This window comes from Acinetobacter sp. ANC_7654 (assembly GCF_056779855.1).
This window is the reverse complement of sequence record NZ_JBWYIR010000004.1, coordinates 70,172-96,422: the sequence shown is the minus strand read 5'-3', so window position 1 is coordinate 96,422 and position 26,251 is coordinate 70,172. Positions and strand designations below refer to the sequence as shown.

Sequence of the window (26,251 nt, the reverse complement as noted above, 5' to 3'; positions counted from 1 at the left end):
TAGACTGAATGGCTCACTTTTTTATCCATCGCCCAATTTTCGCTTGGGTGATTGCATTGGTCATCATGTTGGCGGGTATTTTATCCCTCACCAAGATGCCAATTGCGCAATACCCAACGATTGCACCACCAACGGTATCGATTTCTGCATCATATCCGGGTGCATCTGCTGAAACTGTAGAAAACACAGTAACGCAAATTATTGAACAACAAATGAATGGCTTGGATGGGTTACGTTACATCTCATCTAACAGTGCTGGTAATGGACAAGCTTCCATTACTCTAAACTTTGAACAAGGTATCGATCCTGATATTGCACAGGTACAAGTTCAAAATAAACTTCAATCAGCGACTGCACTTTTGCCTGAAGACGTACAACGTCAAGGTTTAAAAGTTACTAAGTCTGGCGCAAGCTTCTTACAAGTTATTGCGTTTTATTCTGAGTCAGATGCATTAGATGCAAATGACATTAAAGACTATGTAAACTCAAATATCTCTGAACCACTTAGCCGTGTGACTGGTGTGGGTGAAGTGCAAGTATTTGGTGGTTCATATGCTATGCGAATTTGGATGGACCCATCCAAAATGGCCAACCTGCAAGTTACACCGAGTGATATTGCAAATGCATTAAGAACTCAGAATGCGCAAGTGGCGGTAGGTCAGTTAGGTGGTGCACCTTCTGTACAAGGTCAAGTTTTAAATGCGACTGTAACTGCTCAAAGTCTTTTACAAACACCTGAACAATTTTCAAATATTTTCCTTAAGAACTCACCAAATGGTGCACAAGTTCGTTTAGGTGATGTCGCTAAAATTGAATTAGGTGCAGACAACTACGCATTTGACTCTAAATTTAATGGTCAACCTGCAGGTGGTGTAGCGATTCGTTTGGCAACGGGTGCAAACGCATTAGATACAGCCCAAGCGATTGAAGATCGTTTAAAAGAATTACGTCCAAACTACCCAACAGGTATGGTGGACAAACTTGCTTTTGATACAACACCATTTATTGAGCTCTCAATTAAAAGTGTTGTGAAAACCTTAATTGAAGCGATTATCCTCGTATTCTTGGTCATGTTCTTGTTCCTACAAAACTGGCGTGCAACCATTATTCCAACAATGGCTGTTCCAGTGGTTGTATTGGGTACATTTGCCGTGATCAACATGTTCGGATTCTCGATCAACACATTAACCATGTTCGCTATGGTTCTCGCCATTGGTCTTCTGGTGGATGATGCGATTGTCGTCGTAGAAAACGTTGAACGTGTGATGGCAGAAGAGCATCTTGAGCCTGTGGAAGCGACTGAAAAGTCGATGGGACAGATCTCTGGTGCATTGATTGGTATTACCTCTGTCTTAACTGCAGTATTCGTACCTATGGCATTCATGGGGGGTACGACAGGTGTAATTTATCGTCAGTTCTCTATCACGCTCGTTACAGCAATGATTCTTTCATTGATTGTTGCATTAACCTTTACCCCTGCATTGTGTGCGACCATGTTGAAAAAACATGATGTCAACAAACCTCAAAGCAATAACATTTTTGCCCGTTTCTTCCGTTGGTTTAACAATGGTTTTGACAAAATTTCGGTGAAATATCAAAACGGCGTAAACCGTTTAACACATGCCAAGCTATTTGCAGGATTGGTCTATGGTGTTGTGATTGCTGTGATGGGCTGGTTATTTGTCAACCTTCCTTCTTCATTCTTACCAGATGAAGACCAAGGTGTGGTGATGACACTCGTTCAGCTACCACCAAATGCAACGCTTGAACGCACTGGCAAAACAATTGATCAAATGACAGGCTTCTTCCTCAACAACGAGAAAGAACATGTTGAATCTGTATTTAGTGTTGCTGGTTTCTCGTTCACGGGTATTGGTCAAAATGCGGGTCTTGCCTTCATTAAGTTGAAAGACTGGAAAGACCGTACCTCTCCTGAATCTCAGGTCGGTGCAATTATCCAACGTGGTATGGCACTGAATATGATTGTGAAAGATGCCAGCTATATCATGCCTCTTCAACTTCCAGCAATGCCGGAGTTGGGCGTGAGTGCAGGCTTTAACCTACAGTTAAAAGCAGCTGCAGGTCAAAGTCACGAGCAATTATTAGCAGCACGTAATGCTGTACTCGGCTTAGCTTCTCAAGATCAGCGCTTAACAGGTGTTCGTCCTAACGGACAAGAAGATACGCCTCAATATCGTGTCATCGTCGATCATGCTCAAGCAGGTGCTATGGGAGTCAGCATTGCTGAAATCAATAGTACGATGGGTATGGCATGGGGTGGTTCATACATTAATGACTTCATCGATCGTGGTCGTGTGAAAAAAGTGTATGTCCAAGGTGAAGCGAGCTCTCGTATGATGCCTGAAGACTTAGACAAGTGGTATGTCCGCAATAACCAAGGTACGATGGTTCCATTCTCAGCGTTCGCAACAGGCGAATGGACTTATGGTTCACCACGTTTAGAGCGTTATAACGGCGTTTCTTCCATGAACATCACAGGTACTCCAGCTCCAGGTGTGAGTTCGGGTGATGCAATGGCCGCGGTTGAAGAAATCATTGCAAAGCTTCCTTCAATGGGCTTACAAGGCTTCGATTACGAATGGACAGGTTTATCTCTCGAAGAACGTGAGTCTGGCGCACAAGCACCATTCCTTTATGCTCTTTCTTTATTGATTGTCTTCCTCTGCTTGGCAGCCTTATATGAAAGTTGGTCTATCCCATTCTCTGTACTCATGGTTGTGCCATTGGGTATTGTTGGTGCACTTGCCTTAACATTCTTGGGAATGATTATTTTGAAAGATCCAAACCTTTCAAATAACATCTACTTCCAAGTGGCGATTATTGCCGTGATTGGTTTGTCCGCGAAGAATGCGATCTTGATTGTAGAGTTTGCGAAAGAGCTTCAAGATCAAGGTGAAGAACTCTTCGAAGCAACCTTGCATGCCGCGAAAATGCGTTTGCGTCCAATCATTATGACCACATTGGCTTTCGGTTTTGGTGTTCTTCCTCTAGCTCTCGCTTCTGGCGCAGGTGCAGGAAGTCAACATTCCGTGGGTTATGGTGTACTTGGTGGTGTAATCAGCTCAACACTTTTAGGGATCTTCTTTATTCCAGTGTTCTATGTATGGATCCGAAGTATCTTTAAAACAAAACCAAAACAAAATAAACAGGAGCAAATTTCGTGATGCAAAACGTATGGTCTATTACAGGTCGTAGCATTGCGGTATCTGCAATTGCGCTTGCTTTGACAGCATGTCAAAGCATGCGTGGTCCAGAACCGGTCACTCAAGCCAATATTCCAGGAAGTTATCTTGGCAATGCTTCTGGTCCATCTATTGCGGAGCAAGGTTATAAGGATTTTTTTGTAGATCAACGCTTAATCCAAGTTTTGGATTTAGCCTTGGCAAATAACCGTGATCTTCGTAAAGCGACGCTAAATATCGAATTAGCACGTCAACAATTTCAAATCAGCCAAAACAATCAATTGCCTACGATTGGTGCAAGTGGTGGTGTTTTACGACAAGACACGGTCAATTCGCCAAGCCCAGTAACAACCTATAATGTAGGTTTAGGTTTAACGGCTTATGAAATTGATTTTTGGGGTCGTGTTAGAAGCTTGAAAGACAATGCCCTAGACACTTATCTTTCAACTGCAAGCGCACGTGATGCCACTCAAATAGCCTTGATTAGCCAAACAGCTCAAGCTTGGTTGGCTTACTCATATGCGCAAGCGAATCTTAAACTCGCTGAACAGACACTGAAAGCTCAACTTGAATCTTACAATCTCAACAAAAAACGTTTTGATGTGGGAATCGACAGTGAAGTTCCGCTTCGTCAGGCTCAAGTTTCTGTTGAGACGGCACGTGGTGATGTTGCTGAATACAAGACTCAAATTGCACAAGCGGTTAATGCGTTAAACCTCCTTGTAGGTCAACCACTACCTGACAATTTATTGCCTAAAGAGAGAATCACACGTGTGACATCAACCACTGCTTTTGCGGCTGGTTTGCCAAGTGATCTACTCAACAACCGTCCAGATGTTAAAGCGGCTGAATATCAGCTGAGTGCGGCTGGTGCGAATATCGGTGCTGCAAAAGCGCGTTTATTCCCAACCATTAGCCTCACAGGATCAGCAGGTTATGCATCAACAGACTTAAGTGATTTATTCAAGTCTGGTGCTTTTGTTTGGTCAGTTGGTCCTAGTCTAGATATTCCAATCTTTGACTGGGGAACACGTCGTGCCAATATTAAAGTCTCTGAAACACAGCAACAGATTGCATTATCTGATTATGAAAAATCAATTCAATCTGCGTTCCGTGAAGTGAATGATGCTTTGGCAGTGCGTCAAAATATCGGTGAACGTTTAACTGCACAACGCCGTTTAGTTGATGCGACCAATACAACCTACAAACTCTCAAATGCCCGCTTCCGCGCTGGTATTGACAGTTTCTTAACTGTATTAGATGCGCAACGTACATCATATAGTGCTGAGCAAGGTTTATTGCTGCTTGAACAAGCGAACCTTAACAACCAAATCGAGCTCTATAAATCACTCGGTGGTGGCTTAAAAACCAATACTACGGATCAAGTGATTTATCAGCCTTCAAGCTCAGATTTAAAATACGACAAGAAGTAATTTTTTGTTTAAACAAAGCTCACCTCGGTGGGCTTTTTTATTGTCCCAAATACTGATATTTTGTCATTAATTACCCTTTTTATAACGACTTCAATCACATGCTGTTAAGTAATTTAGAATCTGTACCTGGTCATCAAATTCAACAACAATTTGACGTGGTATATGGCAGTACCGTCAGAAGTAAACACGTCGGGCGTGATTTACTCGCAGGACTTAAGAATATCGTCGGTGGAGAACTCACCGCATACACGGAATTACTTGAAGAGTCTCGTCAAGAAGCAATGAATCGTATGATTGATAAAGCACGTGGCTTAGGGGCGAATGCGATTGTCGGAATTCGTTTCTCAACTTCCAATATTACCCAAGGTGCTTCCGAATTATTTGTTTATGGCACAGCTGTGTATGTCACACCGAATGTACCTAAAATTCCTGATCCATTCACCTCTTAAGGATTCGTTATGGATGGTATCATTTTTCAGGTGGTCATCTTTCTCATCCTATTTTGTATTGGATTTGGATTTGGTCGCTATAATGAACAAAAGCATCTTAAGCAACTTGATGAACAAGAAGCGCGCTTAGCTTATATCAAGTTAGATAGTCAGCGTTTTAAAACTTCTGAAAACCATGGACAAATGATCAGCAGTAATGTTGTGATTTTGCATGATTATTTTAAGTTTGTACTTGCGCAAATCCAAAATTTCATTGGTGGACGCTTACGCAGTTATGAAAGTATTGTTGAACGTGCAAGACGTGAAGCTATTGTTAGACTTAAACTTGAAGCTGAAAAAATGGGCGCAACTGAAATCTTAGGGTTAAGACTCAGCACCACAGATTTAGGACTTCAAGGTGGAATGGTTGAAGTATTCGCTTACGGAACTGCTATACAAAAGAGAGACTAAAAGTCTCTCTTTTTCTTTACAGGTATGTAGTAGTCACTCAAGCCCTATACTTTATTTGAGGAGTCTTCAAACCCCTTATCGCTCGCATGATCATTGAGATAGAAAACCAGACATAGTTGATAAAATTTTTCTCATCGATACGCGGGTCACGATCATTAAAAATTACTTTACTTTCATTTTTCGGATCATTCGATACAGTATTGCTGGTGATAACCGTGAAATAAAGACGCCTAATTTTTCTTTTGCCCCACCCACGACAATATACTCATCCCCTTTTAATAATGCCTGTACGGTTTGTTTAGCAAATTCCTCTGCTTCTAAACCATTTTCAATAGCCTCATCTTGATAACCTTGGGGCTTTCCTTCACCGTTTAAAGCGTTAAAGGATACATTGGTTTTCACAAATCCTGGGAAAATTACCGAGACACCCACACCATCTTGCGCAACTTCAGCACGTAAGCTATTCGCCCACATATGAATCGCACCTTTGGCTGCCGAATAAGTCGCACGATATTGTGTGCCCAATAAACCAGCGACACTTGAGATAAAGGCAATTCGTCCTGACTTTTGTTGCTGAAAAGTCGGCAAAACCGTTTTGGTTAAAAAGACTTGAGAGAAATAGTCAACTTCCATGATCGCACGTTCAGTTTGCATGGTCGTGTCTTTAATTAATGCACGTTGTGATAGACCTGCATTATTGATTAACCAATCAATACGTCCTTTTTGTTGGAGAACTTGTTCATAAGCATGACGAACTTGTGATTCATCTGTGATATCCGCTTTAATGGAAATATGTCGTTCTGGGTGTGCCAAAGACTGCCTTACCGTTTCCAGCTCTTCAAAACGACGAGCCGTCAAAATAACCTGTGCCCCTAAACTGGCACATTCAGCAGCCAACGCTTTACCAAGACCCGATGATGCACCTGTAATCCACACCACTTTCTGATCAAGCTGTTCCAACTTTGCCATTCCCTTTATCCTTATGGTTTAAGCATTTAATTTTGCTTTTTGCTGTCCTTCATTATCAAGAAAAACCAGAAAATGGTCAAAGTACTTCACGATACTTTGTGCATCATGAATTTTGCTTAAATTTTCAAATCGCTTATACCCTAATCCTGTGGTCAGACTGATCACACCATTTAAGGTTTTATCCACCACCATATTAAATTTCAGCATTTTTTTAGGTTCACGAATTAAGCTCGTAACGCCTTGATCAACCACTTTAGTGAAGGCTTTTAAGCCAGGAGCAACATATTGATTTTGACCTTCACGCATACGTTCTGCACAGCCCAGTAACTCATTCACAATAACTTTTTCAACTGGGTATGAAATATAGTATTTTCCATCTTGTTCATACATCAAACTTTGTACATGATTCACCATAGGCGTTAAGCGATCATTACCAAAAAAAGATACTGACCAAGGCATGTATTTCAAGATTGCATCTTGCACTTGTTTCAATACTTTTGCTGAGTCTTGATCCTTTGCATTAGAATCTTTGACCAGTGTGCCAAAGGCTTGATCAATAATCTCACAAGCAATTTTGGACAGATTATCTCCAAGAATTTTAGCTTGCGCTTCATGGTCTCCTGCATTGAGTTTTTGGTGAATGGTTTGATATTGCTGATAAGTTTCAGGTTGTAAGCGCAAAGAAATAGTATAGGTCATGCGATTGTTATCCTTTATTGTCAGGCCGATTCCGCGAGTTGACGCTGGCTTTAGTGTTATTCAAAATCAATTACTGTTCGATTGTGTGGGATTTGAAACGAGAATGCATTTGCTTAACGTGCCTCTCCATGCATTTTTTTTGCTACAATAGATGCAATTTTTTATCTACTTTTGATCTGTTCGAACTATGACTGATTCAGCGCAAAATATTGCTACAACCTACGATCCGACCGAGATCGAGAAAAAATGGTACCAAACTTGGGAAGAACGCGGTTACTTTAAGCCGTCTGAAAAAGGCGAGTCTTTCTGTATCATGATTCCGCCACCAAACGTCACTGGTAGCTTGCACATGGGTCATGGTTTTAACAATGCCATCATGGATGCTTTGACACGTCATAAGCGTATGTCAGGTTTTAACACGCTTTGGCAACCAGGTACTGACCATGCGGGTATCGCAACGCAAATGGTTGTAGAGCGTCAGTTAGGTGCGCAAGGCGTAAGCCGTCATGACTTGGGTCGTGATAAATTCATCGAAAAAGTATGGGAATGGAAAGAACAATCTGGCGGTAATATTACCCGTCAAATTCGTCGTTTAGGTTCGTCTGTTGATTGGTCACGTGAACGCTTTACCATGGATGAAGGTTTATCAAATGCTGTGAAAGAAGTGTTTGTAAAACTTCACGAAGATGGTTTGATCTACCGTGGTAAACGCCTTGTTAACTGGGATCCTAAACTCCAAACTGCCCTTTCTGACCTTGAAGTTGAGTCTGATAAAGAAGAACAAGGTTCATTGTGGCACTTCAAATACTTCTTTGAAGATAAGTCACTTCGCACGCACGATGGTAAAGATCATATCGTTGTGGCAACGACTCGTCCTGAAACATTATTAGGTGATACAGCGGTTGCTGTTGCGCTTGATGATGAACGCTATGCAGCTTTAGTTGGTAAGAACATTATCCTACCGATTACAGGTCGTGCTGTTCCAATCGTTAAAGATGAATATGTTGACAAAGAATTCGGTACAGGCTGTGTAAAAATCACCCCTGCACATGACTTCAATGACTATGAAGTGGGTAAACGCTGCGAATTGCCAATCATCAACATCTTCAACAAAAATGCTGAAGTGTTGGCTGAATTTCAATATATCGCGAAAGCGGGCGAGCAAATTTCTAAAACTATTCCTGCCCCTGCGGACTATATTGGTTTAGAGCGTTTTGAAGCTCGTAAAAAGTTAGTTGAACAAGCGGAAGCTGAAGGCTGGTTAGATCAAATTCAACCGTACACACTTAAACCACCTCGTGGTGACCGTTCAGGTGTAATCGTTGAGCCGTTATTAACAGACCAATGGTACGTGAAGATTGCACCGCTTGCTGAGCCTGCAATTAAAGCGGTTAAAGATGGCGACATCAAATTTGTACCTGAGCAGTACAGCAACATGTACATGGCTTGGATGAACAACATTCAAGATTGGTGTATCTCTCGTCAATTGTGGTGGGGTCACCGTATCCCTGCTTGGTACGATGCAGAAGGTAATGTTTACGTAGGTCGCAATGAAGCTGAAGTTCGTGAGAAAAACAACATTCCTGCCGATGTTCAATTAGATCAAGATGAAGATGTACTTGATACATGGTTCTCATCGGGTCTTTGGACGTTCTCAACTTTAGGTTGGACGGGTGACGAAGCGAAAGATAAAGAAAACTACTTCTTAAATACGTTCCACCCGACTGATGTTCTTGTAACAGGTTTCGACATCATCTTCTTCTGGGTTGCGCGTATGATTATGCTTACGATGCACTTCATGAAAAATGAAGATGGTACGCCACAAGTGCCGTTTAAAACGGTGTATGTACACGGTTTGGTTCGTGATGGCGAAGGTCAGAAGATGTCTAAATCTAAGGGTAACGTACTTGACCCATTAGATTTGATTGACGGTGTTGATCTTGAAACTTTAGTACAAAAACGTACTACAGGTTTGATGAACCCGAAACAAGCGGCGAAGATTGAAAAATCAACGCGTAAAGAATTCCCTGAAGGTATTCAATCTTACGGTACTGACGCAGTTCGTTTCACATTCTGTGCGCTTGCGAACACGGGTCGTGACATCAAGTTCGACATGAAACGTGTTGAAGGTTACCGTAACTTTGCCAACAAAATCTGGAACGCGACTCGTTTCGTGATGATGAACTGCGAAGAGCAAGTCATTGGTCAAGAAGTTCGCCAAGATCTTTGGGAATTGCCTGAACAATGGATCGTGAGCCGTCTACAAAAAGCGGAACAAGCAGTGCAAACAGCATTTGCAACCTACCGTTTAGACTTGGCTGCACAAGCGATTTATGAGTTCATTTGGAATGAATACTGTGACTGGTATGTAGAGCTGACTAAGCCTGTTCTGAATGATGAAAACGTATCGGTTGAGCGTAAAGCTGAAGTGCGTCGTGTTCTTCTTTCTGTAATGGAAGCATCTTTACGTTTAGCGCATCCATTGATGCCGTACCTAACAGAAGAAATCTGGCAAACACTTGCGCCGAAACTGAACATCGTTGGCGAAACCATTATGCTTGCACAGTACCCTGTTGCTGACCAAGCGCTTATCAACGAGCAAGCTGAAGCAGATATGCAATGGCTTCAAGGTTTGATTGGTGCGGTACGTAACATTCGTGGTGAGATGGGTCTAGGTAATGCTCGCTTGTTGCCTGTTCTGCTTCAAAACACGACGGATGCAGAAAAAGCACAGATCGCACGTATTGAGCCGTTGTTTAAAGCATTGGCTAAAGTTGAAAGCATTACATTCTTGGCTGATGCTGAACAACCGCCATTGTCTTCTTCATCTGTAGTGGGTCATGTATCTGTATTCGTTCCAATGAAGGGCTTAATTGACCCGAAAGCGGAATTGGGTCGTTTGCAAAAAGATTTAGACAAGGTTCAAAAGCAGCATGACCAAATCGCAACTAAACTTTCTAACGAAGGTTTTGTGGCGAAAGCACCTGCTGCTGTGGTTGAAGGCGAGAAAGTAAAACTTGCTGAGTTTGCTGACCAGTTAGCGAAGATTAAAGCGAATATGGAGCAGATTGCAGCGCTTTAATGTTGTAGTTTGATTCAAAAAATCCCCTCTTAATGAGGGGATTTTTTATTCATTAAAGTTGCTTATTAAGCTTATTGTTAAAATATCCGATGTGGGTACTTCACTATTTTTTTGCCACTTTAATGCAGTTAGTAATTGCTCTGAAATATGATTATTAGCCCACTCATGACCTTCTAAGGCATCTAAAAAATAAATTAAATCCGATATGAAATAATAGCTATTTTCAACATACTCTTCATCTAGTTCTTTTTTATTTGGTAACCACCCTGTATGTACAATTTTGTTCCTATTCTCAATTAATTTCTGCAAGGGATTATTAAAAACTTTTTTTACATTATCCCAATATTCTTTATTGTTCCCTTCTAAAAAAGGATGTAGCTCCAACAGATATTTACTGAACAATTTTTGAATCGGTGGACTTGGCATATTATCCAACAACCAATAGCTTTTTGGTAATACTCTTCCAATATGCTGTTTAATCGCAATTTCCAAACTTGCTACCATTAAAACAAACGAGCTTCTTAGACTATCTTTCCTAACATTATAAGCTTCCTTAAGTAACTCATGAGCTAATGGTATTTCAAACTGCTGATTATAAAAAATTTGAAAATTATCAACATGATTATCAGCCCAATATACCCCATTACATTTTCCAGTAATAGAACCACCGTCTTCTTTCAATGGAATTAAATGATATAATTTTTCTTCATTTCTAGTTTTCCAAAATAAACTTAAACTAATTTCTTTTATAAATTGACTATTTAAATTTTGATACCAAATTAATGACTGCAAAAATCTTTTTAATTTTTTTTTGATTTCAGAATCAACACTTAAGCATAATTCTTCAACTTTGTAAGGAAGATGATTTAAATCAATAAATTTGTCATGTTGCAAATCACCATTAGCGTTAATATATAAATTATCAAATTTATCAATTAGAGGAAGATTAATTGATGTATCTAAATGCATTAAATATTTATTTTCGTAGATAAAACTATCAATAAATTTATAAATATCAGCATCCACATTGACATCATGAACTACTCTTATGACAGGTGCTCGAGGATTTTCATCATTATCTTTAAAGGATAGTATATAATTGTCACCTAAATCAAAATCCTGATTCTTAAATTTAGAAAAAAAGCCTAATGGTGATTTCAACTCTCCTTGAAAAGCAACAATCATTTAACAATACTCCATTAAATATTATTTGAAAAAATTCTTGGTTAGAATTTAAAAATTTACCACAAATTTTTAAATAGCTATCCTTAATTTCAACCTCACCTCGATCCTATCCAAAGGGAGAAGGAGCTTTCATTATTCATTTACTTTTAGTTCAAAACATATATTCCATAAATGATCTAAAACTACATCAGTCCGCTCCAACACATCATAATTCCAATACCGAACAACCGTTAAACCTAAAGCTGCTAAAAACTTCGTCCGTTCAGCATCATATTCTTGTATCTCATCCGTTCCATGCTGACCACCATCCAACTCAATCACCAAACCAATTTCATGACAGTAAAAATCCACAATATAAGGTTTAATCACATGCTGACGACGAAATTTAAGATTCATAAATCGCTTAGCTCGTAGAATTTGCCACATCAAATGTTCTGCATCAGTGGCGGTGTGGCGCATGGATTTGGCAAATTCTAATAGTTGAGGATCTATTTTCATTTTTATTTTCCCTCTCCCTAACCCTCTCCCATAGGGAGAGGGAACGTTCATTGCGAATCTAATTCTTATTATTAAATTTTATACCAATTACCATAACCAAATTTACAGCTTGAATTTGCTTAGCAATGGATTTTTCCCTCTCCTTCCAGGAGAGGGTCAGGGAGAGGTGCTTTTAAAAAAAATCACAAAACTTGATGCCCCAACAACATCTCCAACCCACGCTCTTTACCCATAAAGCTCAGCCTTTGCTTTTCCGCTTTCAGCTGTTGCTTCACCGCAGATACATCTGCATCAATCTGCTTATACAACTGCTCAATATTCAATTGCCCTTTCGACTTCCTCACCGCAATTTTGGCTTTATTTGACCACACAAGCGAATCAATCAACTCCTGAATTTGCTTTTTTAATGCTTGGCTTTGTGCTTCTAAAGCCTGCTGATAAAACTTAACTTGCTCCGCTGTTAAACCTTTATTTGAACCATTTTTACTTTGCTCAACTTCAAGCTGAAGTTTCAATAAATAGAACAAATCTTCCTGTTCATTGGCTTCATTAGCACGCTGTAACAGCTCGGTCTTTTCCGCTTTTTTCGACTCATCACGCTCACGGTCAGGGTGAATAATCGAGGCAATCTTTAAATATACGGTTTTTAGCGATTGATTCACTAACTTTTCTGCTTCGGCTTGTTTATCTTGCTGCCGTTTAAGTTTGGCTTGCTGCCTTGCTTGTTGATACTGCGCTTTGTCCCACAATGAATCGTCATCAATCGTTGAATCATTTTGTTCACCATGAGCATCTGGTGCTTGACTAGATTCTAAGTTGTTCTTTTTATCTTGCTTATTTCGTGGTTGAGCAAACACCTGTTCGAAATAAATATGTAATTTTTCAACTGTCTCAATTTGAGTTTCATTGAGCATATTTGATTTACTCAACATTTGGGTCAAGTTAAAACACTTCTCTTCTACTGCCTTTTGAGACGACTTATTTAAATCAATTTGACTTAGGCTATTCCATAGACTTTGTAACTGCTGAAACAGCACTTGATAAACATCACGATAGACAGGAATAAGTTTCTTCTGCGTGTAGGCACGAATTTCTTCTTGTGCGTGTTGCCATGCGGATAATTGTAATTTTTGCTGCTCAATCTGATTAATCAAAACCCGTAGCTTATGATCTTGAACAAGTTGTGCAGAAGAACTGGATTGAATTTCGAATGAAGTCACGTCAGGTGTTTAGTCCAATGAGAGAATACTGAGTTTAACTAACTGTGGATGCTTTATTTTAAGCATCGATCACAGTTTGATTTCGACCATTCGCTTTTGCTTGATAAAGATGTCGATCTGCTCGTTTAAGAATGGCATAAGCATCAGCATCGTTGAGATCAGTCACACTGACACCAATACTGACGGTCAAAGTTTTCTCTGCCAAAATAACAGCTTGTTCCACCAATGTACGAATTTTCTCTGCCAAAACTTGCGCACCCATCAGATGTGTTGCAGTCAATAAAATTACAAATTCTTCACCACCATAACGTGCCACAAAATCGGTTTCACGCGTTGCTTGATCAAGGATTTTTGCTACTTGTTGTAACACTTGATCCCCTTGATCATGACCATATTGATCGTTGACTTGCTTAAAATAATCGACATCCAATATAAGTGCTGCATAGCCAATTTGATTTCTTTTATGTTGACCAAACAAGTATTCAAGTTGTTCGTTTAAAGCACGGCGATTGTGTAAACCTGTTAATGCGTCATGTCGTGACAATCGAATCAACTCAAGATTAGCCAATTCAAGTGCTCGAGTGCGCTCTTGAACCTTACGCTCTAGAGATTGGTTTGCCTCAAGCAATTGTTGTTTCTGTTCCAATAAGGTTTGCGTCATGCTTTGTAGAGAATGTGATAATCCTTGGATTTCACGGATGCTGCTTTGACTATGAAATGCCGTATGCACGTCTCCCTGTTCGACCGCATAAGCCGATTTAGCTAAAGCCTCAATGGGTCTGCTCAATTTATTGGCAAGTTGATAAATCACATAAAAGATAAACAGCGAGACGAATAAACCAATCAGGAAGATTTTGAACTGCAAATCACGCATATCTGCCAAAGCAATCGCCAAAGGTTGACGAATTACCACATGCCAACCAATATCACTTTTAGTCTCGGACTCCACCGCAATATTTGCGGTTAAGAAATCCTGCCCTTCATTCCAATCATCAATATAATAAAGTGCATCGTTGACTTTAAGTTGAGGTGGCTTGACTCGTCCAATACTTTTAAATGGATACAGCAGTTCACCCTGTTTGTTTAAGATAAAGACTTCTATGCCACGCTGAGATGCTGTTTGAGATAATGCTTTATTGAGAATATGACGTGCCCACTCCCAATCTGCATGTGCAGCTAACACTCCTTTTAATTTTTGAGTATTTGGATCATAGATTGGTGTTGCGAAATCAATAAAACGCATCGGCTCATGAGGATTTAAAGCTTGAATTTTTTTTGCCAATAACACAGCTTCATGCACATCACCTAAGTATGTACCCTGTAAACCTGCCTTAAACCATGGCCGTGAAGAAACGTTTTCACCTTCAAGAATACCATCCGCAGCAATTTGAACATCACCGTTTAAATCTGTTACCCCCATCCAAGCATAATAGACATACGCATTTTTGACTTGTTCCAAGCGTGTACGAACACGTGGATCATCTAGACTTGCTTCTGAAAAGAATGGAGATTGGCTGAGCAGCACCATTTCGCGCTCGCGTTCGGCAAGAGAAACTGCCAAGGCATTACTGATATTTTTTGCTGCGACATGTAGGGTCTGTCCACTGGCTTTAGCCAAGTGCTGAGATGCGATATTTCCAATATACAGCGATACGCATATCCCAAGGATAATGGTTAATCCAGCAAATATGAACAGAACGCGATTACGGAATGAATCCAAAATACACCTTAACTCTTGGTTAAACACCGAAACATGCAACCATAAGAATATAACAGAATATTACAAATACATAACAAACATTTCGGATCATTGTAATGAATAAAAAATGCCAACCTTATCTCATATATTCAAAATCCTGATTAACATTAACAACTGTAATTCCACTCCCTATCTTTTAAACAACATGATTTAATATTCAAGTCACGCACCACATCTACATAAAGTCATAATAATTCGACAATAATTCTGTATTTCTTTTTTTTGGCGCTTGATAGCTTAAGTAGAATCACCTAGAAAATTGAGGAACAAATGGATTTTGCTTCTATCTTTTTTTACGACACCACATGGGCATTTGTTTTCGAGATTTTAGTCCGATGCGTGGTGATGTATTTACTGATCATTCTTTTTCTTCGTTTGACTGGCAAGCGAGGGGTTAGACAACTCTCCATCTTTGAAGTTGCCATTATTCTTTGTCTTGGATCAATTGCTGGAGATCCAATGTTTACGGAGGATTTACCCTTAATTCAAGCCGTAGTCGTCATGAGTGTGATCATCTTGCTTTACCGCACCACAACGTGGTTAATGATGAAATATCAGCCTTTCGAAGACTTAGTCGAAGGTAAATCCTGTTACATCGTAAAAGATGGCATGCTCGTCCTTGAAGCATTCAAGCGAGGTAATATGTCGCATGATGAGTTCTTTTCGGAAATGCGTCGTCAATCCGTTGAGCATTTAGGTCAAATTCGAGTCGGTCTATTAGAGTCCGATGGGAATTTCAGTATTTTGTTTTATCCCGATGAGCAAGTTAAATATGGCTTACCAATTTTTCCAGATCAAGCTCAATCAATATACAAGGTAAAACCTAGCGTAATATATGCGTGTACACATTGTGGATTCTGTACTGAACTTCAACAACCACTTCAAGATTGTCCGCGCTGTTCTTGCCAAGATTGGACGCAAGCAATGAACAGTCTAAGAATTGGTTAGCAGATGAATAATCTAAAGTCTGTTGGGACGAAGCAGATTATTCATCCTCAGCGCTGACTCAATCGAACATAGGTGGTTGAGATTAATCCAAGACTTTCACCACAATTTTACCAATGTGATCACCTGCATCCATTGCCAAATGAGCCGCTTGAATCTCATCAAAATTAAAAGTTTTATAAATCATCGGTAGACATTCACCTTTTGCCCATAACGGCGCAACATGTGTCTTTAAATCTTGAGCGATTTTGGCTTTTTCTGCTGTGGTACGTGCACGCATGGTTGAGCCAGTAATGGTTAAACGCTTCATCATGATTTGACCTAATTTTACGCCGTCAGCTTTAGCTCCTCCAAGAAATGCGATATAAACCAAACGCCCATCACGACGTAATACATTCAAGTTTTGGGCTAAATAAGGCGCTCCAACCATATCTAAGACAATATCTACGCCATTTTCTTCCGTCGCTTGCTGAATGACCTGTTCAAAGTCTTCCGTTTTATAATTAATTGCATGCGTCAAATCTTGAATTGCTTTTACTTTCTCATCTGAGCCAACAGTCGCAAAAGTTTTTAAGCCAAATGCTTTACACAACATTAATGCTGTTGTTCCAATCCCACTGGTTCCGCCATGGATTAAAGCCGTTTCCCCCGCTTTAGCTTTGCCCATTTGAAAAATATTCGCCCAAACGGTAAAAAATGTTTCTGGAATTGCAGCAGCTTGAATATGACTCACCCCTGCAGGAATATTAATCAGCTGAGATTCAGGCACCACACAGTATTCCGCATAACCACCACCATTGGTGAGTCCACACACTTGATCCCCCACCTGATAGGCGTTTACCTCAGCCCCTACTGCAACGACTTCCCCTGATACCTCTAACCCAGGTACAGGTGTGACCCCTTTAGGCATTGGATATAAACCTTGGCGCTGTAAAATATCAGGACGGTTAATGCCGAAAGCATGTACTTTCACCAAGACTTCATTGTCTTTAGGTTGCGGAATATCAACCGTTTCATAAGCCAACTTCTCAACGCCGCCTGGTTCAGTAATGATCACATGTTGCATGCTTTGTGCCATAATCAAATCCTTTATTTACAATACTTTTCATTCATTTCAATCAATTTCATCATAGTTGATCGCATTGATAAAGTCCTGTATTACTTATGTATAAGGATGAAAACGAATCATTATTATTTGGGGAAAATAATATGCGTTACTTGCTGCAATTTATTTTGCCATGCAGTTTTGCTGCCTTGGTCATCATCTGTTGGACTTTTTTGTTAAGTTTTCCATGGGATTCAGCAGTAATTGCGATGATCTACTTCCAAATTGGGCTGGTGTTGTTATTGCTATACATTGAATACGATGCGAGTAAAGTGGATGGTGCAGCAGGTTGGACTTTTTTAGTTTTCTGTTTTTTTGAAATGATATTGTTCGTCGCTTTGGGGATCATTCGTGTCATTATTGGTGGATGGCAAGTTTTAAATCTTTTATTTTGAACCTTGCCTCAGACACGAATATTAAAATAACTCAATAATATAAACAAAGTTTCGTATTTTTCTGATTTACAAAGGAATTGTAACCTTAATTTCATAGATTTTAAGGTCGTCATGGATCGTACACTCGAGAATTTTAAAATGAAAAAGCAGACTCTAGTTGTCACACTATCGCTCATGCTCGGTTTAGCAGGATGCTCTGGGGAAGATCAAGCTAAATCAACCTTACCAAATACTCCTGAGCCAACCATACCAATTCAGCCTGAAGATCCAGAACAATCTCTACCACCGGATCTCGAACCTGAAACACCGATCAATGTTCCACAACCAAACACTTATTTAAATCTGGATTTTACTGAACTTTATTCAATACCTTCTGATTGGAATATTCTGCCTTTAAATCCAGGTAGCATTCAATTTAAAGAAGGCGCCTTACTGATTGATGGTCGCAAAGATTTAATCAAACCCACCACGATCATGTTAAGTTCGTATTTTCAAAAGCTTCGCAATTATAAAATTGAGTTAGAATTCGAATACCTTGAGCGTAATAACGGTACTCGTTGGGGAAGTATTATTTATAGAGCCTCAGAAGTGTTTGCTCAACCTGAATATACACCATATTACCAATTTGCTATTCGTGCAGATGCATCTGCTTATAATGGTCTAGAACTCGCACTTAGACGCTCAAATAACACATGGAATGTCATCAATACATCCAAATTCGAATCAAACATCGCTTTAAATACACCTTATAAGGCTACAGTTGTTGTTCATGATCAACGTGTTCGTCATTACTTGAATGATCAATTGGTTTTTGATGGTGAATTACCCATCAACCTAAACCAAGGTGCCATTGGACTTTCAGCAGCAGGATTGCTGATGAAGGTCAACACAATACGGGTGATTGAACAACTTGATGCTCTCCCTACTCAAGATCGGATCACAGATGTCATTGATCACAAATATCCAGTTGCAATGGCGCCTGCTTTAGCACAACCAGCCGACTCATTAACAAATGATAACGCTCATACCGCCACTTATATTGCGTACCAACTTGATGAACAATTATTTTTAAAAGATTTCGACAATAAGACCTCGATGCACCTTAGAAGTCTTCTTTCTGATCAAACCAAAAGAACACTTCCTCTTCTGCATATCGACTCTGAAAACACACTGGCTGAATTAAGATCTTTGTCTTCAGATTATGATTTTAGTGATGTCACGCTAGTCTCTGATGATCCATATCTATTAAGAAAAGCGCGTGTGGAGATTCCAGAAATCCGTACAGCATTGGATTGGTCTGAAAAGGGCAATTTGATTTCAGATCAAAATAGTGTTGTGAAAATTGCACAGGCAACCAATACATCACTTGCTAAAATTGTGATTTTACCAGCCCATTTGGTTCAATCTCATCTGGTTGCACACTTGCAACGTTTATTGATCACACCTTGGGCAGGTTTTACCCACAATACTTCTGGACAGACCAGTCCTAAACTTGATGCCTATCAAGCTGCTGAAATATTAACGACAGGAGTGAATGGCATTTATACGCTTCAGCCTGAATTATTTCATTCCATCATGCGCTCAATGGCGCCCAACACCCTACTTCGTAAACCGCTCATTACAGGTCATCGTGGAATTCCATCTCAAGTTGATGAAAATACCCTTGAAGGTATTCTTAAAGCGATAGAAGTTGGCGCTGATGCCGTGGAATATGATGTATATCTGACAAAAGATGACCATGTCGTTTTAATGCATGATAAATCGGTTTTGCGCACAACGGGTATCGCAAAAAATATTGAGAACATGACGCTCGAAGAGGTTCGTAAACTAAAAACGACCGGGCAGCGACTTGCCGTACCGACGATGGATGAAGTATTGGCTGCAGTAGTTGAAAAATACCCACATGTCACCAATTTTATCGAGATTAAGAGTGCAAAACCCGAAATAATTTCAAAAATTAAAGATTTACTTGATAAACATGATGCATATGGTCAAGTGATTGTCATAAGTTTTGATGGGCAACAAATTCTTCAAATGAAGAACACTCTAAAAGGTGTATCAACGGGTTTATTGGTATATCCACCAAAGGAACAAACTACTTTTCTAAACGTTCGAAGAATTTTGGAAACAACACGACAATTTTCTTCAACATTTAATCCGAATTATAGTGGTTTGAATCAGGACGTCATGTATCTGGCAAGTTTACGTGGTGTAACCTTCTGGCCTTGGACGTTCCGTTTAATAAAAAATGATTTCTATCGTATGTACATTCAAGGTACACATGGGTTGACCACGGATTATGCACAAGATGCATCAAATTTTGTGGTCAAAATTGAAACTCCACGACAAATAACAGCAACTGTTGGTCAACCTTTACAAATCGCTGGGCAAAAATTAACGCAACTGGGTCAATCTAGTTACCAAAGCTTCAATACGATGCTCGTACTACCAGGCTCTGCAAAATATAGTCTAAATGGTCAATCTGTGAGTTTCAGTGAACGTGGTACTGCCTATGTCATGCCAAGCTACCAATACACCATAGCACCCAATTTCACCTATATGATCTATGCAAAACCCGTGACTGTGACCATTCAATAAGCAAATCTCATTGATATTCGAAGACCAATTCAGTTCGCTGAGTTGGTTTTTTTCGAAAATCGCATTTTCCCTTATCTTTTCATAAGATTTCAACTGGACTTTTAATGATGTTCACCGCTTAAACACGACAGTATTTAAAACTGATGAATTTCATAAATATTTAATATGTAATATTTTTTTTACTTTATGACAAATCCATAGAATTGTCATTTTATGTACTTAGATTGTGTCTCGCTTAGGGACATACTTTTCGAGTACTTTTTAATGATGAAATTTACAACACTGACGTCAGCAATATTATTAACATTAAGCTTAACGGCTTGCTCCGATGATGATCAAAAAAATGCTGTATCAAATCCAGATCAAACGGAAAATCCTAATCCATCTCCTGAACCAGAAACACCAGACATTGAAGTACCTGTACCCGAAATACTTTTTGAAGAAAATTTCAATGCTTTAACTACTATTCCAAACAATTGGACTCAACTTCGTAGCAATCCAGGTAATATTGAAGTTAAAGATGGAGCACTACTCATCAATGGTACGGCGCACGATACACAAATGACGACCATCATGTTGCCAACCGAACTACAGCAACATCGTAATTATCGTATCGATATGGATTTTGCTTTCTTAGAAAATAACAATGGCGGGCGTTGGGGTAGCATCATCTATCGTGCCGCTGATCAATATGCTGATCCAGCTTTTACTCCATACTATCAATTCGCATTTCGTGTTGATGCAACCGCTGCAAGTGGTCTTGAACTTTCTATGCGTCAACCTAACAACACATGGAATGTTTTACAGAAATCTGCATATAAAGAGAATTTTGAGTTAAATAAAACCTACAAAGCAACAGTCATCGTACATGGCCAACGCGTACGCCATTATATTAATGATGAACTCGTACTCGATAGCACGCTACCTTACAATTTAAATCAGGGTGGCATTGGCATTTCTACAGCTGGCGCTTTGATGCGTGTAGATTCAATTAAAGTGACTGAGCAACTTGAAGCCCTACCAGAGTCTAATCGAGTTACAGATCTAATCGATCAGCAATTGCCAGTCTCTATGGCACCAGCACTCGCTCAGCCTGCTGGCGCAACTACACTGAACTCAGCTCCATTAGCAACTCATGTTGCCTACCAACTGGATGAGCAACTCAATCTTCTTAACCAAGATCAAAAGAAAATTACTCATTTAAAAGATTATTTAAATGATTCAACACGACGTCATATTCCGCTATTAACGATCAATTCAGAAAAAACAATTCGTAATCTGAAAACGTTGACAGAAAACTATGATCTCGCTGATATCACCTTGGTGTCGGATCAGCCTGAACTCTTACGTAAAGCTCGTGTTGAAATCCCTGTATTGCGTACAGCACTCGACTATTCAAAACAATCTGGTTTAACCAATAGTAAATCAGATATTGTAAAAATTGCTCATAATACCAATTCTTCTTTATCAAAAATTGTCATTTTACCGCCGCACTTAGTGCAATCAGAAGTCGTATCTCATCTACAACGCTTATTAATTACACCTTGGGCAAGCACACTTCATCCAGATCAAAAAGATGGCATTGATGCATTCAAAGCAGCTGATATTTTAAGCACTGGTATTAATGGGATCTATACACAACAGCCAGATGTTTTCCAAAACATTATGAAGCAGATGGCACCGAATACCCTGTTAAGAAAACCCCTCATCACAGGCCATCGTGGCATTCCAGCTTTAGAGGATGAAAATACTTTAGAAGGAACAATTAAAGCTATTGAGGTGGGTGCTGACGCAGTTGAATATGATGTTTATCTATCGAAAGATGGTCATGTTTTCCTGATGCATGATGGAACATTAACTCGTACCACAGGTGATAATAGAAATACTGAAGATCTTACCTTAGCTGAAATTCGTCAGTTACGTACGATTCCCAATGGTCGCCCAGTTCCAACCATGGATGAGGTTTTGGCTGCAGTCAAAAAATACCCCCATGTGACCAATTTCATCGAAATTAAAAGTGCTAAGCCTGAAATTGTAGCGAAGATTAAAGAGCTTTTAGATAAGCATAATGCCTATGATCAATCGATTGTTATTAGTTTTAATGGTGATCAAATCTTACAGATGAAAAATACCTTACCGGGTGTTTCTACAGGCTTTTTAACGAGTACGCCGAACGCACAAAGCAATATTGTAAACACACGTCGAATATTAGACGCGACTCAAAAATATTCTTCTACATTTAACCCGTCTTTTGCAGGATTAAGCAAAGAGTTAATGTCAATGGCGAGCTTACGTGGCGTAACTTTCTGGCCTTGGACATTCCGTACCAATAAAGATGATTTTAATCGTATGTATGTACAAGGAACACATGGCTTAACCACCGATTATGCTCATGAATCTTCTGATTTAGTCGTCAAGATCAATACTCCAGGTCAAATTACTGCGAAAGTGGGACAGCCTGTTGTTTTTAGTGGAGAAAAAGTTACTCAAATAGGTAAGGCTTCAGCACAAAACTTTAATTCAATGATTGTTCTGCCTGGTTCTGCCAAATATAGTAAAAATGGTCAGTCGATTACATTTAGTGAAAAAGGCAAAGCCTATGTCATGCCGAGCTATCAATACACGATTGCTCCGAATTATAGCTACACTTTGTACGGTAAACCCGTGACAGTCACGATTCAGTAAGAAACTTTAAATTTACATGCCCAATTGTTAAGTTTGAAGCTTCAATTGGGCATTTCTTATTTTTTTAAATTTTGAATCACTTCGGGTAAAAAAGAACGGTGAAATCCATCATAGGCTTGATTATTCTCAGCTGGACTTAATGGAAATATACGTGTGCCTTGAGAAGCTGCGCCATCAATCCGTATCGTGACACCCGATATAAATTTAGACGCTTCAGACAATAAATAGACGATCGCTGATGACACCTCAGCTTCTGTTCCCATGCGTTGCAAAGGAACTTTCTCCGCCATACTTGGAATCACTTTTTCAGCCATTTCACCAGTATATGTATCCATACCTGATGACAAAATCCATCCAGGTGCTACGGCATTCACACGAACTCCAGATTTGCCCCATTCGACAGCAGCTGTCTTGGTCAGATTATCAACCCCTGCACGGGCTGCGCCTGAATGTCCCATATTCGGCATACCTCCCCACATATCAGCAGTCATGTTGACAATACTTCCACCATGCTTATTCATCCACTGATTGTAAGCTTCGCGCATAAGATAGAATGTAGCGTGTAGATTGTTTCGAATGACAGCATCAAATCCATTGGGTGAGATTTTTTCTAAATGCGCTGGAAATTGTCCGCCTGCATTATTCACCAAGCCATCAATTCGTCCGAATTTTTCAATTACTTCGCTGATCATGGCTTTCACTTGTGCCTCATCACGATTATCACAAGCGATGCCATAGGCTCTGCCACCATCTTGCATGATTTCAGCAACAACTTTATCGAGTTTTTCTTGGGTACGCCCTGTAATAATCACTTGTGCATCCAATGATGCAAGCTCATGAGCTGTACAACGTCCAATACCAGAACCACCTCCTGTCACAATGATGACCTGATTCTGAAATAAGTTTTCCTTGAATACTGAGTTATATGTCATGCCAATCCTTAGGTTGTAATTTTTATCGACTTGCAAAATTATCCCGATTTTTTAACAGTTGCAAGATCATAGAATTTTATAATTGTTGTTTTAAATGCTAATCAAACCTTTCATTCAAGGGCTATGGCATCGTTTTTACAAAACGCATTAAGATTTTTCTTACCACAGGTAAAAATATTAAGATCAATGGAAATGCGATTAACCAAGACATTGCCCACGTCTTTATCCAGACCACCCAGATCCCATCAAAAAATCCACGATTCATTACAATATTAATTAAAGAAATTGAACCACTCATCAAACATGACAAAATTAACGGCATCAGCCAATTGAGATGTTTGGGGTGAAATTTTGGGAGTGCATTATTCATTGTAGCGCCTAATCATTTCATCTCATTTAATTTAGCACCGATGCAATCATGATTCCTATATTTTTCAAGTTTCAAGCACACAAAACTAATCCAATATCGTTAAAATTTTGAACCTTAAGGCATGGTTTAATAATTTTTCTTAGTAAATGAATATTAAATAGAATGGATTAGTTTCCTTCTTAATCAAGACTCATGAGCAATAAAAAAATATTTGACTTTAAACGATGATTTTATTTTTTAGCTTTTCTACTCTACGAAAATGTTTTAAGTTTTTAGTTCAATTTTACCGTTAATCTCTATTCTTTAGATTCGAAGCATTTTTTTTTCAGTTTTTGCATAGCTTCTCTAGGCATAGGCGCTGTCATCATTTGTTGGTATTCTAAACAAGCTTTACTAGGGTGTTTTTGTTGTATCGGAGCATTAACACATGCCGTTAAGAGCATCAAAAGCAAATACGCTACTATTTTCATCATATCTCGAATTTATCGTTAATGTTCATTCTATCTTAGCTCATTAGGGCTAGTGTGGTCGTTATTAAATTTTAAATAAAAAAACCCGCCATCAGGCGGGTTTTTTAAATCAGTCAATCTTAAAGACGAACCAATTCCACAATCTTCTCAGCCAATTCTTCAGCAGCTTCTACTTCAAAACTTGCATCCGTACCTGTTGCAGTATCAGTAATGACCACCACTCCAGTTTCACGTAATAATGCAACGTGTTCAGCAGTTAAACCAGCTTTAGCTATCGCGACAACACCTTGTTGGATCAATAAGCTTTCTAATACTTGTGCATTCACAATTGCAGCATTTGATACAGTTACCGCAGCAGGTTTTTGACCCAAACGCGCCGCACGTGCTTCTGATGTTACAGGCTCATTATGTGCAGTCCACTCAACTGCCTCTTCAACCATACCTGCACCAACTGTAACGTTGCTTAAGCGGTCAATAAAGATAAATGAACCTGTGTAACGGCTATCTTGATAACGGTCAAATACGACTGGTGCATCAAATTCAATCGTTACATTCGCAATCGCATTCAGCTCTAAGTTTTCAACTTGAACTTTTTCAAGCGTATTTACGTTTGTACGGAAGTTAATTGCTGTTACCTTAGCAGGAACAGTTTGCGTACCAATCTTCACGTTATATAACTTACCAATCGCAAGCGGTTGGTCAGCCATCCATACAACAGTCGCTTGAACAGAACGAGAAATTGCCGGTACTTCTTGGTCTGCACGTACAAGTACGTTACCACGAGAAATATCAATCTCGTCGTTTAACGTTAATGTCACTGCTTGACCGGCAACTGCACGTTCTAAGTTACCATCAAAAGTAACGATTTCTTTAACTGTAGATGATTTACCTGATGGCAACGCAGTAATCGTATCTCCAACGTTGATATCACCTAGGGCGATCGTACCGCAGAAACCACGGAAATCGAGGTTAGGACGGTTCACATACTGTACAGGGAAGCGGAAGTCAGCTTTAGCTGAAGTACGATTAATCTCTACAGATTCAAGCGTACCCATCAAAGTTTCGCCTGTGTACCAAGGTGTATTTGGTGATTTGTTTACAACGTTATCACCATTTAACGCAGAAATCGGCGTAAAGATGATGTTAGATGGTTTACGATCGCCAAGTTGTGCAACAAAGCCTGCGTATTCTGTTTGAATTTCATTGAAACGAGTTTCAGAGAATTCAACCAAGTCCATTTTGTTGATCGCAACAATAATGTTCTTAATACCAAGTAAGCTTGCAATATACGTATGACGACGTGTTTGCGTCTGAACACCGTAACGCGCATCAATTAAAATGATCGCAAGATCACACGTAGACGCACCTGTAGCCATGTTACGTGTGTATTGTTCATGCCCCGGAGTGTCGGCAATAATAAACTTACGTTTTTCTGTAGAGAAATAACGGTAAGCTACATCAATCGTAATACCTTGCTCACGCTCTGCTTGTAAACCATCTACAAGTAGCGCTAAGTCAGGTGCATCCCCTGTTGTACCGACTTTTTTAGAGTCACGTGTAACGGCTTGCAATTGATCTTCATAAATCAATTTTGAATCGTAAAGTAAACGACCAATTAAAGTTGATTTACCATCATCTACGTTACCGCAAGTCAAAAAGCGTAATAAGTCTTTATTTTCGTGTTGTTTTAAATAACCCAAGATATCTTGGCTAATCAAATCTGATTGATGAGACATGGCTCATAGCTCCACAAATATGTTGAAATCGGTGTATTTGAATCCCCCTCGTTCCCCCTTTGAAAAAG

19 protein-coding genes are annotated in these 26,251 nt (G+C 39.5%); 9 read left to right on the top strand and 10 right to left on the bottom strand.

The window, feature by feature from the left end; genetic code table 11:
* The first annotated feature begins 8 nt into the window (after positions 1 to 8).
* From AC1M86_RS06330 to AC1M86_RS06315, 4 genes are all read left to right on the top strand, one after another.
* Positions 9 to 3,185, top strand: coding sequence for an efflux RND transporter permease subunit (locus tag AC1M86_RS06330; protein WP_481607562.1), 3,177 nt, complete (start codon positions 9 to 11; stop codon positions 3,183 to 3,185).
* Positions 3,185 to 4,636, top strand: a complete 1,452-nt coding sequence (gene adeK, locus AC1M86_RS06325; protein ID WP_035267849.1) for a multidrug efflux RND transporter AdeIJK outer membrane channel subunit AdeK — start codon at positions 3,185 to 3,187, stop codon at positions 4,634 to 4,636. The genes AC1M86_RS06330 and adeK overlap by 1 nt, the downstream gene beginning before the upstream one ends.
* Positions 4,637 to 4,734: 98 nt before the next feature.
* Entirely contained in the window at positions 4,735 to 5,085 is a 351-nt protein-coding gene (locus AC1M86_RS06320; protein WP_481607561.1) for a YbjQ family protein, read from the top strand.
* 9 nt (positions 5,086 to 5,094) lie between these two features.
* On the top strand, positions 5,095 to 5,535 hold the full coding sequence (locus AC1M86_RS06315; protein WP_481607560.1) for a YbjQ family protein: 441 nt from the start codon (positions 5,095 to 5,097) through the stop codon (positions 5,533 to 5,535).
* A 162-nt stretch (positions 5,536 to 5,697) separates the two neighbouring features.
* Here the strand turns inward: AC1M86_RS06315 and AC1M86_RS06310 are convergent, their stop codons facing one another.
* Together AC1M86_RS06310 and AC1M86_RS06305 are read right to left on the bottom strand one after the other, a co-directional pair.
* Positions 5,698 to 6,504 (bottom strand): SDR family NAD(P)-dependent oxidoreductase, encoded by an 807-nt coding sequence (locus AC1M86_RS06310; RefSeq protein WP_035266703.1) that lies wholly within the window; start codon positions 6,502 to 6,504, stop codon positions 5,698 to 5,700.
* Between the two features lie 18 nt (positions 6,505 to 6,522).
* Positions 6,523 to 7,203 carry a hypothetical protein gene (locus AC1M86_RS06305; protein WP_481607559.1) on the bottom strand — a complete coding sequence of 227 codons (681 nt, stop codon included), beginning with the start codon at positions 7,201 to 7,203 and terminating at the stop codon, positions 6,523 to 6,525.
* A gap of 187 nt (positions 7,204 to 7,390) precedes the next feature.
* Between AC1M86_RS06305 and AC1M86_RS06300 the strand changes: the two genes are divergently transcribed.
* The gene (locus tag AC1M86_RS06300) at positions 7,391 to 10,285 is read left to right on the top strand and encodes a valine--tRNA ligase (protein WP_481607558.1); all 2,895 of its coding nucleotides are present in this window, start codon (positions 7,391 to 7,393) and stop codon (positions 10,283 to 10,285) included.
* 45 nt (positions 10,286 to 10,330) lie between these two features.
* Here AC1M86_RS06300 and AC1M86_RS06295 read toward each other — a convergent pair whose 3' ends face one another.
* The 4 genes from AC1M86_RS06295 to AC1M86_RS06280 form a co-directional block, all read right to left on the bottom strand.
* On the bottom strand, positions 10,331 to 11,470 hold the full coding sequence (locus tag AC1M86_RS06295; RefSeq protein ID WP_481607557.1) for a hypothetical protein: 1,140 nt from the start codon (positions 11,468 to 11,470) through the stop codon (positions 10,331 to 10,333).
* A gap of 132 nt (positions 11,471 to 11,602) precedes the next feature.
* On the bottom strand, positions 11,603 to 11,968 hold the full coding sequence (locus tag AC1M86_RS06290; RefSeq protein WP_481607556.1) for an endonuclease domain-containing protein: 366 nt from the start codon (positions 11,966 to 11,968) through the stop codon (positions 11,603 to 11,605).
* 182 nt (positions 11,969 to 12,150) lie between these two features.
* The gene (locus AC1M86_RS06285) at positions 12,151 to 13,188 is read right to left on the bottom strand and encodes a molecular chaperone DnaJ (protein WP_481607555.1); all 1,038 of its coding nucleotides are present in this window, start codon (positions 13,186 to 13,188) and stop codon (positions 12,151 to 12,153) included.
* Positions 13,189 to 13,246: 58 nt separating this feature from the next.
* Positions 13,247 to 14,908, bottom strand: a complete 1,662-nt coding sequence (locus AC1M86_RS06280; RefSeq protein ID WP_481607554.1) for a sensor domain-containing diguanylate cyclase — start codon at positions 14,906 to 14,908, stop codon at positions 13,247 to 13,249.
* Positions 14,909 to 15,217: 309 nt separating this feature from the next.
* Between AC1M86_RS06280 and AC1M86_RS06275 the strand changes: the two genes are divergently transcribed.
* Positions 15,218 to 15,895 (top strand): YetF domain-containing protein, encoded by a 678-nt coding sequence (locus AC1M86_RS06275; protein ID WP_481607553.1) that lies wholly within the window; start codon positions 15,218 to 15,220, stop codon positions 15,893 to 15,895.
* Between the two features lie 82 nt (positions 15,896 to 15,977).
* On the opposite strand, the gene AC1M86_RS06270 is transcribed toward AC1M86_RS06275, so the two are convergent.
* A complete protein-coding gene (locus AC1M86_RS06270) occupies positions 15,978 to 16,970 on the bottom strand; it encodes an NAD(P)H-quinone oxidoreductase (RefSeq protein WP_481593898.1) in 993 nt (330 codons plus the stop codon).
* 131 nt (positions 16,971 to 17,101) lie between these two features.
* Here AC1M86_RS06270 and AC1M86_RS06265 point away from each other — a divergent pair, with 131 nt between their 5' ends.
* The 3 genes from AC1M86_RS06265 (at position 17,102) to AC1M86_RS06255 (ending at position 22,675) form a co-directional block, all read left to right on the top strand.
* Positions 17,102 to 17,392, top strand: a complete 291-nt coding sequence (locus AC1M86_RS06265) for a hypothetical protein (RefSeq protein ID WP_155756968.1) — start codon at positions 17,102 to 17,104, stop codon at positions 17,390 to 17,392.
* 138 nt (positions 17,393 to 17,530) lie between these two features.
* A complete protein-coding gene (locus tag AC1M86_RS06260) occupies positions 17,531 to 19,990 on the top strand; it encodes a glycerophosphodiester phosphodiesterase family protein (protein WP_481607552.1) in 2,460 nt (819 codons plus the stop codon).
* A gap of 264 nt (positions 19,991 to 20,254) precedes the next feature.
* The gene (locus tag AC1M86_RS06255) at positions 20,255 to 22,675 is read left to right on the top strand and encodes a glycerophosphodiester phosphodiesterase family protein (protein WP_481607551.1); all 2,421 of its coding nucleotides are present in this window, start codon (positions 20,255 to 20,257) and stop codon (positions 22,673 to 22,675) included.
* Positions 22,676 to 22,731: 56 nt separating this feature from the next.
* Here AC1M86_RS06255 and AC1M86_RS06250 read toward each other — a convergent pair whose 3' ends face one another.
* From AC1M86_RS06250 to cysN, 3 genes are all read right to left on the bottom strand, one after another.
* Positions 22,732 to 23,607, bottom strand: a complete 876-nt coding sequence (locus tag AC1M86_RS06250) for an SDR family oxidoreductase (RefSeq protein ID WP_481607550.1) — start codon at positions 23,605 to 23,607, stop codon at positions 22,732 to 22,734.
* Positions 23,608 to 23,728: 121 nt separating this feature from the next.
* Positions 23,729 to 23,977 (bottom strand): DUF2798 domain-containing protein, encoded by a 249-nt coding sequence (locus AC1M86_RS06245; RefSeq protein WP_481607549.1) that lies wholly within the window; start codon positions 23,975 to 23,977, stop codon positions 23,729 to 23,731.
* A 589-nt stretch (positions 23,978 to 24,566) separates the two neighbouring features.
* Positions 24,567 to 26,183 (bottom strand): sulfate adenylyltransferase subunit CysN, encoded by a 1,617-nt coding sequence (gene cysN / locus AC1M86_RS06240; protein WP_481607548.1) that lies wholly within the window; start codon positions 26,181 to 26,183, stop codon positions 24,567 to 24,569.
* Positions 26,184 to 26,251: the final 68 nt, after the last annotated feature.

Bases quoted from the DNA above. Each gene is read 5' to 3' on its own strand.
- AC1M86_RS06310 (WP_035266703.1), bottom strand. From the start codon at position 6,504: ATGGCAAAGTTGGAACAGCTTGATCAGAAAGTGGTGTGGATTACAGGT.
- AC1M86_RS06290 (WP_481607556.1), bottom strand. From the start codon at position 11,968: ATGAAAATAGATCCTCAACTATTAGAATTTGCCAAATCCATGCGCCAC.
- AC1M86_RS06275 (WP_481607553.1), top strand. From the start codon at position 15,218: ATGGATTTTGCTTCTATCTTTTTTTACGACACCACATGGGCATTTGTT.
- AC1M86_RS06330 (WP_481607562.1), top strand. From the start codon at position 9: ATGGCTCACTTTTTTATCCATCGCCCAATTTTCGCTTGGGTGATTGCA.
- AC1M86_RS06320 (WP_481607561.1), top strand. From the start codon at position 4,735: ATGCTGTTAAGTAATTTAGAATCTGTACCTGGTCATCAAATTCAACAA.
- AC1M86_RS06315 (WP_481607560.1), top strand. From the start codon at position 5,095: ATGGATGGTATCATTTTTCAGGTGGTCATCTTTCTCATCCTATTTTGT.
- AC1M86_RS06250 (WP_481607550.1), bottom strand. From the start codon at position 23,607: ATGACATATAACTCAGTATTCAAGGAAAACTTATTTCAGAATCAGGTC.
- adeK (WP_035267849.1), top strand. From the start codon at position 3,185: ATGCAAAACGTATGGTCTATTACAGGTCGTAGCATTGCGGTATCTGCA.
- AC1M86_RS06265 (WP_155756968.1), top strand. From the start codon at position 17,102: ATGCGTTACTTGCTGCAATTTATTTTGCCATGCAGTTTTGCTGCCTTG.
- AC1M86_RS06295 (WP_481607557.1), bottom strand. From the start codon at position 11,470: ATGATTGTTGCTTTTCAAGGAGAGTTGAAATCACCATTAGGCTTTTTT.
- AC1M86_RS06300 (WP_481607558.1), top strand. From the start codon at position 7,391: ATGACTGATTCAGCGCAAAATATTGCTACAACCTACGATCCGACCGAG.
- AC1M86_RS06305 (WP_481607559.1), bottom strand. From the start codon at position 7,203: ATGACCTATACTATTTCTTTGCGCTTACAACCTGAAACTTATCAGCAA.
- AC1M86_RS06255 (WP_481607551.1), top strand. From the start codon at position 20,255: ATGATGAAATTTACAACACTGACGTCAGCAATATTATTAACATTAAGC.
- AC1M86_RS06245 (WP_481607549.1), bottom strand. From the start codon at position 23,977: ATGAATAATGCACTCCCAAAATTTCACCCCAAACATCTCAATTGGCTG.
- AC1M86_RS06260 (WP_481607552.1), top strand. From the start codon at position 17,531: ATGAAAAAGCAGACTCTAGTTGTCACACTATCGCTCATGCTCGGTTTA.
- cysN (WP_481607548.1), bottom strand. From the start codon at position 26,183: ATGTCTCATCAATCAGATTTGATTAGCCAAGATATCTTGGGTTATTTA.
- AC1M86_RS06270 (WP_481593898.1), bottom strand. From the start codon at position 16,970: ATGGCACAAAGCATGCAACATGTGATCATTACTGAACCAGGCGGCGTT.